This is a genomic window from Mumia sp. ZJ430 (assembly GCF_011751845.1).
In the GTDB taxonomy this organism is placed as follows: Bacteria; Actinomycetota; Actinomycetes; order Propionibacteriales; family Nocardioidaceae; genus Mumia.
Genome location: NZ_JAAHFK010000002.1, coordinates 547,911 through 559,135, shown reverse-complemented (window position 1 = coordinate 559,135; position 11,225 = coordinate 547,911). Strand labels below are relative to the sequence as shown.

The 11,225-nt window shown below is 70.3% G+C and carries 10 protein-coding genes; 7 read left to right on the top strand and 3 right to left on the bottom strand.

Going from position 1 to position 11,225, the window contains the following annotated elements; genetic code table 11:
* Position 1 precedes the first annotated feature (1 nt).
* Positions 2 to 1,453 (top strand): basic amino acid/polyamine antiporter, encoded by a 1,452-nt coding sequence (locus HCT63_RS09210; RefSeq protein WP_167003422.1) that lies wholly within the window; start codon positions 2 to 4, stop codon positions 1,451 to 1,453.
* Between the two features lie 21 nt (positions 1,454 to 1,474).
* A complete protein-coding gene (locus HCT63_RS09205; RefSeq protein ID WP_167003420.1) occupies positions 1,475 to 2,731 on the top strand; it encodes an arginine deiminase in 1,257 nt (418 codons plus the stop codon).
* A gap of 31 nt (positions 2,732 to 2,762) precedes the next feature.
* Here HCT63_RS09205 and HCT63_RS09200 read toward each other — a convergent pair whose 3' ends face one another.
* Both HCT63_RS09200 and HCT63_RS09195 read right to left on the bottom strand, forming a co-directional pair.
* A complete protein-coding gene (locus HCT63_RS09200; RefSeq protein ID WP_167003418.1) occupies positions 2,763 to 3,638 on the bottom strand; it encodes an RNA polymerase sigma-70 factor in 876 nt (291 codons plus the stop codon).
* Positions 3,635 to 4,222, bottom strand: coding sequence for a carboxymuconolactone decarboxylase family protein (locus HCT63_RS09195; RefSeq protein WP_167003416.1), 588 nt, complete (start codon positions 4,220 to 4,222; stop codon positions 3,635 to 3,637). The genes HCT63_RS09200 and HCT63_RS09195 overlap by 4 nt, the downstream gene beginning before the upstream one ends.
* A gap of 160 nt (positions 4,223 to 4,382) precedes the next feature.
* Here HCT63_RS09195 and HCT63_RS09190 point away from each other — a divergent pair, with 160 nt between their 5' ends.
* The 5 genes from HCT63_RS09190 (at position 4,383) to HCT63_RS09170 (ending at position 10,152) form a co-directional block, all read left to right on the top strand.
* Complete coding sequence (locus HCT63_RS09190) at positions 4,383 to 6,917, top strand: DNA translocase FtsK (RefSeq protein WP_167003414.1); 2,535 nt, start codon at positions 4,383 to 4,385, stop codon at positions 6,915 to 6,917.
* A 1-nt stretch (position 6,918) separates the two neighbouring features.
* Positions 6,919 to 8,550, top strand: a complete 1,632-nt coding sequence (locus HCT63_RS09185; RefSeq protein ID WP_167003412.1) for a helix-turn-helix domain-containing protein — start codon at positions 6,919 to 6,921, stop codon at positions 8,548 to 8,550.
* 79 nt (positions 8,551 to 8,629) lie between these two features.
* Positions 8,630 to 9,262, top strand: coding sequence for a CDP-diacylglycerol--glycerol-3-phosphate 3-phosphatidyltransferase (pgsA, locus tag HCT63_RS09180; protein WP_167003410.1), 633 nt, complete (start codon positions 8,630 to 8,632; stop codon positions 9,260 to 9,262).
* Positions 9,259 to 9,756 carry a CinA family protein gene (locus tag HCT63_RS09175; protein ID WP_167003408.1) on the top strand — a complete coding sequence of 166 codons (498 nt, stop codon included), beginning with the start codon at positions 9,259 to 9,261 and terminating at the stop codon, positions 9,754 to 9,756. Before pgsA ends, HCT63_RS09175 begins: the two co-directional genes overlap by 4 nt.
* 99 nt (positions 9,757 to 9,855) lie before the next feature.
* Positions 9,856 to 10,152, top strand: coding sequence for a helix-turn-helix transcriptional regulator (locus HCT63_RS09170; RefSeq protein WP_167003406.1), 297 nt, complete (start codon positions 9,856 to 9,858; stop codon positions 10,150 to 10,152).
* Between the two features lie 249 nt (positions 10,153 to 10,401).
* On the opposite strand, the gene HCT63_RS09165 is transcribed toward HCT63_RS09170, so the two are convergent.
* Complete coding sequence (locus HCT63_RS09165; protein WP_167003404.1) at positions 10,402 to 11,223, bottom strand: Fpg/Nei family DNA glycosylase; 822 nt, start codon at positions 11,221 to 11,223, stop codon at positions 10,402 to 10,404.
* Positions 11,224 to 11,225: the final 2 nt, after the last annotated feature.

The following is an 11,225-nucleotide window of genomic DNA, read 5'->3' as shown; positions in this document are numbered from 1 at the left end:
CATGAGCGCGACTGACGCAGAGGCACCGTCGACGGCCAACAAGATGAGCCTCCCGACGCTCACCGCGATGGTGGTCGGCGGCATGGTCGGCGCGGGCGTGTTCTCGCTGCCGGCGCGGTTCGGCGTCGCGACGGGCATCCTCGGGTCGCTCATCGCGTGGGCGATCGCGGGTGCGGGCATGCTGATGCTGGCCTTCGTCTTCCAGAACCTCGCGATCCGCAAACCCAACCTCGACTCTGGTGTGTTCATCTACGCCAAGGCAGGGTTTGGCGACTATGCGGGTTTCAACTCCGCGATCGGGTTCTGGGCGAGTGCGGTCGCGGGCAACACGTTCTACTGGGTGTTCATCACCGCCACGCTCGGCGCGTTCTTCGACGGCTTCGGCGACGGCGACACGCTCCTCGCGGTGACGCTGGGGACGGCGGGCGTGTGGTGCTTCCACTACCTGATCGCCCGCGGGGTGCGCGACGCGGCGATCATCAACCGGATCGTCACCGTCTTCAAGATCCTCCCGATCATCGTGTTCATCATCGTGCTGTTCGCGAACTTCGACGCGGGCGTGTTCGCCGACAACTGGACCGCGTACGGCTACGGCGACCTCGGCAACCTCGACGAGCAGGTCCGCAACACGATGATCATCACGACGTTCGTGTTCATCGGGATCGAGGGCGCGAGCGTCTACTCGCGCTACGCCAAGAAGCGCTCCGACGTCGGACGCGCGACGGTGCTCGGGTTCCTCAGCGTGCTGTCGCTGTTCGCGCTCGTCACGCTGTCCAGCTATTCGGTGATGCCGCAGCCGGAGCTCGCCGACACCCGCCAGCCCTCGATGGTCGGCGTCTTCGAGTCGGTCGTGGGCAACTGGGGCGAGGTCTTCATCAGCGCCGCGGTCATCGTGTCGGTGCTCGGGGCCTATCTCGCGTGGACCCTGATGGCCGCCGAGGTCATGTACATCCCGGCACGCAACGACGACTTCCCGCGGTTCCTCGGCCAGGAGAACGAGAAGGGCACCCCCATCACGGCGCTCGTTGTGACGTCGCTCGGCGTCCAGGCACTCCTCGCGCTCACCCTCGTCATCGAGGACGCGCTCAACTTCATGCTCGACCTGAGCACGAGCCTCGCGCTGCTGCCGTACCTCCTCGCCGCCGCGTACGCCCTCAAGCTCGGCCTGACGGGCGGGGCGTACGAGGGTGTCTCCGCCCGCACACGTCGTACGGAGACGATCGTCGCCGGTATCGCCACGGCGTACACGCTGTTCCTCTTCGACGCCGCCGGGCTCGAGTTCCTCCTGCTGTCGACGCTGATCCTCGCTCCGGCGACGCTCCTGTACGTCAAGGCGCGCACCGAGAACGGGCGCCGCCTGTTCACCCCCACCGAGATCGCGCTGTTCGTCCTCATCGTCGTCGGAGCGATCGCCGCTGTCACCGCGCTCTGGACCGGCCGCATCACCCTCTGACCTCCTCAGAAAGGCACCGCCATGACCGAAACGGCCCCCGCAGGCTCGTACGGAGTCCACTCCGAGGTCGGCCGGCTCCGCAAGGTGCTCGTCTGTCGTCCCGGGCTCGCGCACCGGCGGCTCACCCCGACGAACGCCGACGACCTGCTCTTCGACGACGTGATGTGGGTCGAGAACGCGCAGCGCGACCACGCCGACTTCGTCAACAAGCTCACGAACCGTGGCGTCGAGGTCGTCGAGCTGCACGACCTGCTCGCGCAGACGGTCGCCGTCCCCGAGGCACGTGACTGGCTGCTCGACCGCAAGATCGTCGCGAACGAGGTCGGGCTGGGGCTCCTCGACGGCACCCGGTCGTACCTCGAGACGCTCACCCCGGCGGCCCTCGCCGAGCTGCTGATCGGCGGCATGGCGACGGTGGACCTGCCCGAGGACTACCGGACCTCGTACCTGGCGATGGCGCGCGAGTCGACCGGCGTCCAGGAGTATCTGATGCCGCCACTGCCCAACACGCTCTACACCCGTGACACGACGTGCTGGCTGTACGGAGGAGTGACGCTCAACCCGTTGTTCTGGCCGGCACGGCACGACGAGACGCTGCTGATGAAGGCGATCTACGGGTTCCACCCGGACTTCGTCGGCTCGACCGTCTGGTGGGGTGACCCGGAGCTCGACTGGGGGCAGGCGACGTTCGAGGGCGGCGACATCATGCCCGTCGGCAACGGCGTCGTGCTCATGGGCATGAGCGAGCGCACCTCGCGGCACGCGATCACGCAGGTGGCGCAGGCGCTGTTCGCGCAGGGCGCGGCCGAGCGCGTCGTGGTCGCGGGGATGCCGAAGCTGCGCGCCGCGATGCACCTCGACACCGTCTTCACGTTCGCCGACCGCGACGTCGTCACGCTGTACCCGCGGATCATGGACGCCGTCCACACGTTCTCGCTCTTTCCGAGCGACACCGAGCCTGGCGTCGAGGTCGTCGACGAGGGGGAGGGGCGGTTCGTCGAGGTCGTCGCGCAGTCGCTCGGGCTGCCGGAGCTGCGGGTGATCGAGACCGGGGGCGACGTGTATGCGTCGGAGCGCCAGCAGTGGGACTCCGGCAACAACGCCGTCGCGCTCGAGCCCGGGGTCGTGTTCACGTACGACCGCAACACGGAGACCAATGCGCTGCTGCGCAAGGCCGGGGTCGAGGTCATCACGATCGTCGGCGCCGAGCTCGGGCGCGGGCGCGGGGGCGGGCACTGCATGACGTGCCCGATCGTGCGCGATCCGGTGGCCTTCTGACCGTACGGGCGGTGGTGGGCGGGGCGCTGGCTCAGCGCGTCAGCGCGGCCTCCTCGCCGAGTCGGCCGAGCTTGTGCGGGTTCGCGACGGCGTAGAGGCGCGTGATCCGGCCGTCCTCGACCACCACGCTGACCACGCCGGCGGCCGCGCCATCGAGATCGACCCGCGCCGCAGGTGCACCGTTGAGCCACGTCGGCGACATCGTGTACGCGGCCTGCTGCCGCGAGAACGCCATCAGCAGACGCGCCACACGGTCGGCGCCGACGATCGGCCGCTTGGCTGCGGGGGCGAGCCCGCCTCCGTCGCCCACCGCGACGACGTCGGGTGCGAGCACGTCCATCAGTGCTTGCAGGTCTCCTCCGCTCAGCGCCGCCATGAACTGCTGGACGACCGCCTCCTGTTGCCCCCGGTCCACCGTCGCGCGCGGGCGCCGCTCGGCGACCCGCGTACGGGCACGGTGCGCGATCTGCCGCACCGCAGCCGGAGACTTGTCGACGGCCTCCGCGATCTCGTCGTACGGGGCCTCGAACACCTCGCGCAGCACGAACACGGCCCGCTCGGTCGGCGCGAGCGTCTCGAGCACGGTGAGCATCGCGAACGACACGCTCTCGGCGAGCTCGACGTCGTCGGCCACGTCGGGGCTGGTCAGCAGCGGCTCGGGGAGCCACTGGCCGACGTAGTCCTCCCGGCGCCGCGACACTGTGCGCATCCGGTTGAGCGACTGGCGGGTCACGATCCGGACGAGGAAGGCGCGCGGGTCGCGGACCTCGGCCCGTGCGGACGCGTCGAGCCCGGCCCACCTCAGCCACGTGTCCTGGACGACATCCTCGGCGTCCGCAGCGGAGCCGAGCATCTCGTACGCGACCGTGAACAGGAGGCTGCGGTGGGCCACGAACGGGTCGGTCATGCCGGCGACGTTACGCCGCTCGGGGTCGCGAGCGGTGCCAGACCGCAGGCGGCCGCGTAGCCCTGACCTTCGATGCCGAGCGCGACGTTGCCGCGGGCCATCTGGTTGGCGATCGCGATCCAGGTCGTCAGCTCGACGAGCGCCGGCGCGCCGAGCTGGTCGAGCAGCCGTGCGGACAGCGCGTCCGTCACGGTCGGCGGCGTCTGCGACATCGCCTCGGCGTACTCCAGGACGTCACGCTCGAGCGACGTGAACACGTCGGACTCGCGCCACCGCGGCACCTCGCGGGCCTTGTCGACGTCGAGTCCCTCGTGGTGCGACTGGAAATAGCCGAGGTCCAGACAGAACGAGCAGCCGATCAGTGAGGCGACAGCCATGTGGGCGTATGACTTGAGGCTCTTGTCGCACTTGTCCCACTTCGCGGTCTTCGTGCTGAGGGAGAGGCTGGCCTTGAGGACCGGCGGGTTGTTCCAGAGCACGCCGAGCCCTTCGGGGAGGTCACCGAACATCTTGCGGCTGAACCTCTTCACGGCGGCGCCGTACAGGCCGGTGATCTCGGTTGGCGGTACGCGGGTGGTGGTCATGTTTCCTCCTCGGTGGGGTGGTCTTGGCATGAAGACACCGCCCGACGTCGACGTGTGACAGCCGGCCGCGCGCCCGCCGACGGACGGCCCGTACGGAACGGCGGGGACGCCCGGCGTGGGATACCGCAGAACGGCGTGGCGCGCCCTTAGGCTCGCCAGCATGGCGAGCCGTACGTCTTCCCCACCGCGAGGGTCGTCCAAGAAGAAGAGCTCGCGGTCGTCCGGAGGCCAGGACCGACGTCCGCAGCAGCGCGGCCGTGGCTCGACCAAGCGTCAGCCGCCGGCCCCGCCGCCGAGGACCGGCCCTGGTCCGTTCGTCCGTGCCCTCAGCGTGATCGGGCGCGGCATCGGTGCCCTCTGGATGGGCCTCGCCCGCATGACCGGGGCAGTCATCCGCAGCATCGGCACGGCCGCACGCGACCTCGACCCGGAACACCGCCGCGACGGGATCGGTCTCGCGCTCATCGGGCTCGGCGTGGTCGTCGTCGGGGCCGTGTGGTTCCAGGTCGACAGCCCGGTCACCGTTGCCGTCGCCGAGGCCGTCTCCAACAGCGTCGGCCTGCTCGCCTGGACCGTGCCGCTGGCGCTGTTCGTGGTCGGCGCCCGGACGATGCGCGACCCGGAGGCCAACGGTCCGCTCGGCCGCCAGGTGATTGGCTGGGCGGCCCTCGCCGGTGGCACGCTCGGGATCGTCTCGATCGCCAACGGCATCCCCAAGCCGTCCGAGGCGGGTGGCGACGGCATCCGCGATGCGGGTGGCGCGATCGGCTTCGGCGTCTCCAAGCTGCTCGACGACCTGCTCCGCACGTCGTACGTGACCGTTCCTCTGCTGGTCCTGCTGGCGTTCTTCGGTCTGCTGGTCGTCACAGGCACGCCCGTCTACCGCATCCCCGACCGCATCCGCGGCGCACGCGACCTGCTCCTCGGCCGCCGTCACGTCGAGCCCGATGCCGCCCCCGCCGGGCCCGCCCGCAAGCGCGCGCCGCGCGGCGGTGCCGGCAGCGACGTCCCGTACGACAACCCGCTCGTCGTCGGCGCCGACGACGAGCCGACCATCGACACCGGGGCCCGCAAGGGCAAGGCCAAGGCCAAGAACGCGCCGAGCCCCGACGACGACACCGTCGGCGTGGAGGTCCCCGCGGCGGCTGCCCCGCCCGACGACGAGCCGGTCGAGCTGCCGCCGATGACGCCGCTGCCGGCACGCGCCGAGCAGCTCGCGCTGTCCGGCGACATCGTCTACACCCTCCCGGCCAACGACATGCTCCGCGAGGGCACCCCGCACAAGGCGCGCACCGCGGCCTCCGACGCCGTCGTCGCTCGGCTCACGACCGTGCTCGAGGAGTTCGCCGTCGATGCCGAGGTCACCGGCTACACGCGAGGCCCGACGGTCACCCGGTACGAGATCGAGCTGGGCCAGGGCGTCAAGGTCGAGAAGATCACCGCGCTCGCCAAGAACATCTCGTACGCCGTCGCCTCCAACGAGGTGCGCATCCTCTCGCCGATCCCCGGCAAGTCAGCGATCGGCATCGAGATCCCCAACACCGACAAGGAGACCGTCTCCCTCGGCGACGTGCTCCGCTCCAACCGGGCGCGCAGCGACCACCACCCGATGGTCGTGGGCCTCGGCAAGGACGTCGAGGGTGGGTTCGTCGTCGCCAACATGGCGAAGATGCCGCACCTCCTCGTCGCTGGCGCCACCGGCTCGGGCAAGTCGAGCTTCATCAACTCGATGATCTCGTCGGTGCTCATGCGCTCGACGCCCGACGAGGTGCGGATGATCCTCGTCGACCCCAAGCGCGTGGAGCTCACCGCGTACGAGGGCATCCCGCACCTCATCACGCAGATCATCACCAACCCCAAGAAGGCCGCCGAGGCGTTGCAGTGGGTCGTGCGCGAGATGGACCTGCGCTACGACGATCTGGCCAACTTCGGGTTCCGCCACATCGACGACTTCAACAAGGCCGTACGCGAGGGTTCGGTGAAGGTCCCTCCAGGCAGCGAGCGCGTCCTGGCCCCGTATCCGTACCTGCTCGTCGTCGTCGACGAGCTCGCCGACCTCATGATGGTCGCGCCGCGCGACGTGGAGGACTCGATCGTCCGCATCACGCAGCTCGCGCGTGCGGCAGGCATCCACCTCGTGCTCGCGACGCAGCGGCCGTCGGTCGACGTCGTCACGGGCCTGATCAAGGCGAACGTGCCGAGCCGGCTCGCGTTCGCGACGTCGTCGCTGGCCGACAGCCGCGTCATCCTCGACCAGCCCGGTGCCGAGAAGCTCGTCGGTGGCGGTGACGGACTCTTCCTGCCGATGGGCGCCAACAAGGCGGTGCGCATGCAGGGCGCCTGGATCACCGAGAAGGAGATCCGCGAGGTCGTCCAGCACTGCAAGGACCAGCTGCAGCCGGTCTATCGCGAGGACGTCACCGCGCCGCAGGCCACCAAGCGCGATCTCGACGACGACATCGGCGACGACCTCGATCTGGTGCTGCAGGCCGTCGAGCTGGTCGTCAACACGCAGTTCGGATCGACCTCGATGCTGCAGCGCAAGCTGCGGGTCGGCTTCGCGAAGGCTGGCCGTCTGATGGACATCCTCGAGTCACGGGGCATCGTCGGCCCCAGCGAGGGCTCGAAGGCGCGTGACGTCCTGATCAAGCCGGACGACCTGGACGAGGTCCTGGAGACGCTGCGGGGAGAGTGACATGACGGATCGGCTGGAGCAGGGACGAACGCCCGACCCCGCAGGTACGGGGGCGGGAGAAGTGCTGGAGGTACGCCGCAGCGCCGGCGTGCTGGCCCTCGTCGCGGTGGGTGCGGGTGTGCTCGCGATCGCGTACGCCGTGCGCGCCGCCGAAGGGTCGATGCTGCTCTGGCTGGTCGCGGGACTGCTCGCGGGCGGCGGCCTGCTCGCCGGGCGCGGCTGGTTCGACGCCCGGAGCCCGCTGCTGGTCGCGGACTCGCTCGGGGTTCGGGTCCGGCACGGTGACGCGTGGCGGGGCTTCCCGTGGGCGGACGTCGACCACATCGTGCTCGCGGAGCCGCGCGGCCTGCTCGCGGACGGCGCGATCGACGTGGTCGCCTCCGACGGCACGGCGTTCGTGGTGCCGCTCGGGCTGGCCGTACGGGCGAGCAGCGAGGACGTGGCCGCCGCCCTGCGGCAGCTGTCGGGCGACGACGAGATCGTGGTCGAGCCGGACCCGGATCCGCAGGACGGACCCGATCCCGCCGCCCCCGTCCCTCCCGTCCCCGATTCGATCCCTCCCGTCCCCGATCCCGCCCCTCCCGTCCCCGATTCGGTCGATTCTCCACCGAATGACGAGCCGGATCCGGTGGAGAATCGACCGAATCGGGGACGAGAGGGCGGCCCTGATCTTGTCGAACCCACCGTCAGCGCCCCTGCCCGGATCGACCTCGGCCTGGTCCAGAGCGTGGGCAGCTCCGCGCTCGCCCCGGGATACAAGGTCGTCACCGCCCTGCGTGCCAGCCGTGGCCGCCCCGAGCTGGTCATCGATGCCCCGGCGGCACGCGTTGCCCCTCCGCTCGTGGTCGACGAGCCAGCGCCCGAGTCCGAGCCGGAAGACGCGGAGTCTGAGACCGTGCAGACCGTTCCCGGCCTCGGCGACCTCCTCCGTACCGCTCGCGAGAGCGCGGGAGTCTCGATCGACGGGCTTGCTGAGCGCACCCGTATCCGCCCTCACGTGATCGAAGCCCTCGAGGCTGACGACGTGTCGGCCTGCGGGGGCGACTTCTATGCCCGCGGGCACCTCCGCTCACTCGCCCGCGCCCTCGGCGCCGACCCCGCGCCGTGGATCGCCCGCTACGACGCCTCGTACGCCCAGGCCCCGATCCCGGCTCGTGCCGTCTTCGAGGCCGAGCGTGCGACGGGCTCGCAGACCATCCGCGTCGCCCGCGGCGGCCGGAGCTGGCTCGCCGTGACTGTCGTCGTCCTCGTGCTCGCGATCATCTGGGGGATCGGGCAGCTCGTCGTCGGCAACGGGGACGATGCCGGCGCCCCCGCGGCCGTCCCGACCGAGGTCGCGCCGCCGCCTACCGACCCGTCGTCGCTGGCCGGTCTCGGTGCCCCGACCACGAACCATCTCCTCATCCGTGGCAAGGAGAAGAAGCCCACCAAGATCACCGTCACCGACGGGACGGGCGCGACGATCTGGACGGGCGACATCGCCAAGGGGGAGTTCAAGCGCGTCAGCGTCGTCGGGCCCGCCAAGGTGTCCGTCGGCAGGGCCGACGCCGCCACGGTGGCGGTGAACGGTGGCAAGGCGCGGCGCGTCGCAGACGGCTCCGAGAAGGCGTCGACCACGGTCGGTGATTCTTGAGGGTGGCGATAGGCTGGACGGAGGTCATAGGGCAGGGGCACCAGACGACCTGCACCCCCGTCCCAGCCCGAGGAGAGAGATGAACGACTCATCGACGCCCGCTGCCACGCAGGCGCCGAGCAACTACAACATCGCGAACGCGTTGACCGTCCTACGGATCGCGTTCGTGCCGTTGTTCGGGTGGCTCCTCCTCATCGACGGAGGAGACGACACCGGTCTTCGTCTGGCGGCCTTTGCGGTCTTCGTTGTCGCGATGGCCACCGACCGCATCGACGGCAACCTCGCACGCAGCCGCGGCCTCATCACCGACTTCGGCAAGATCGCCGACCCGATCGCTGACAAGGCGCTCACGGGCATGGCGTTCGTCGGGCTCTCGATCATCGGCGCTCTGCCGTGGTGGGTCACGATCCTCGTCCTCGTCCGCGAGTGGGGCATCACCGTGATGCGCTTCGGCGTCATCCGGTATGGCGTCATGCCCGCCTCACGCGGTGGCAAGCTCAAGACCGTCCTTCAGGCCGTCGCGCTCGCCGCGTACGTCTTCCCGATCGAGGCGCTGCTGCCCGACTGGATGATGTGGTTCGCCTACCTGACGATGGGTGCGGCCGTTGCGGTGACGATCGTGACCGGTTTCGACTACATCGCTCAGGCCGTACGCATGGTGCGCGAGTCCAAGGCGAAGGACGCTCCCGAGCAGGTCGCCGGCCGCCCGTGACCGCGCCGGCTGGTGCTGATCCTGCCGCGCTGATCGCCGAGCTCCGCCGGCGTACGGAGTCGCTCGCGCTCGCAGAGTCGCTGACCGGGGGAGCGCTGTGCGCACGCCTGGTGGATGTCTCCGGGGCGTCGGACGTCGTGCGCGGGGCCGTCGTTGCGTACGCGGCAGACCTCAAGGCCACACTGTTGGGTGTGGATGGACGGCTCCTCGAGGAGCGCGGCACCGTCGATCCGGGAGTCGCCGAGGCGATGGCGCAGGGTGTGCGTGACCGCCTCGGTGCCACGTACGGGCTCGCGACGACTGGCGTCGCCGGCCCGGGCCCGGCCGAGGGCAAACCCGCAGGCACCGTGTTCGTCGCGGTCGCCTGGCCGGGAGGAGTGCGAAGCCTGGGTCTGGCGCTCGACGGTGACCGCGGCGCCGTGCGGAGCGCGTCCGTCGACGGCGCGCTGGCGCTGCTCGCCACCGTGCTCGGCGAGGGGCGAAACGCCCGCTGACGTGAGCACGTTGCCGGTGTGCGACCGGGAGCGCATAGAGTGGTGGGAAGAACACGGCTCGACGAGGAGTTGTACCAAGTCTGAGAGCGGAGGTGTGAGATGACGGTGCTTCGACGTTTGATCGGCGAGGTCCTGCGGGCTCGCCGGATGGCCAAGGGCCTGACGCTGCGCGACGTCTCCGCTGCTGCTCGGGTGAGCCTGGGCTACATCTCCGAGGTCGAGCGCGGCCAGAAGGAGCCCAGCTCCGAGCTCCTCGCCGCTCTCTGCGACGCCCTCGACGTGCCGATGTCGCAGGTCCTGCGCGACGTGAGCGCGCTCATGGAGATCCAGGAGCAGTCGACGATCGACGCCTCGATCGCGCTGGCGCCTGAGTCCGACTCCGTCGGCGTCCGCTGAGCTCGGCTGCCTCGGAGCACCTGGCCTCTGCGCAGTCAGCCTTGGCAACTGCGCGGTGCGCCGATCCCGCCTCGCGTCCGTCGACGGTGACCGTCGAACGTATCGCATACGCCGGCCCGCTACTCTCGCCGGACCTCCTGGTCAATTCGTCGCTCTCGGCTGACCGCTGATGGTGCGGCTGTCGCCCTCTGCGTCCGCGTTGTGAAAGCAACCTGACCGTTTCCGCCGGTCAGTTCGGTCAGATTGCCTTCACAACGCGGACGCGACGACGACGGAGGTGGGGGAGGGCTGGCAGTGCGGGCACCAGTACGTGACGCGCTCCTCGACGCCGTGGGTCTGCGTCACGACAGGGGTGCGCCGCTCGATGCGTGTGCCGCAGCGGCGACACGGCTCGCCGCCCCGCCCGTACACCCACGTGCGCTGACCACGCCGGTCGATGCCCGTGGTGACGATCGCGGGGTAGTCGCGGTTCGCGAGGAGCATGCGCCGCGCCGTCGTGACCGTACGGGCGAGGTCGGGGTCGTCGCCGACCGTGGTGTCGGGGTGGAGCCCGCGGACATACAGGATCTCGTTGCGGAAGATGTTGCCGACACCCGCGAGGTTGCTCTGGTCGAGCAGCGCCTCGCCGAGGTTGCGTCCCGGGTCGGAGACCACCCGACGCAGCGCCTCGGCGGCGTCGAACTCCGGATCGAGCAGATCGGGGCCGAGTCGCGCGCGGACCGCGTCGGCCTGCTCGAGCGACAGCAGCTCGACCGTCGGCAGCAGGAAGCCGACGGCCTGGACACGCTCGGTCGCGAGCACCACCCGCGCCTCGTGCGCCGGTCGAGACCAACGGGCACCAGCGTCGTACGTCCGCCACGAGCCGTCCATGCCGAGCCGCGTGTGGAGCGAGACGTCGCCGATCTTGGCGAAGAGGTGCTTGCCGCGGCTCGACACGCCGTGCACCGTCTCGCCGGCGAGGTCGGCGGTCGCGAGCTGCGGGACGCGGAAGTCGGTCCGTACGAGGGTGGCGCCACGCAGCGCCTTGTCGAGCCGGCGTGCCGTACGCCAGACGGCGTCGCCCTCGGGCACCC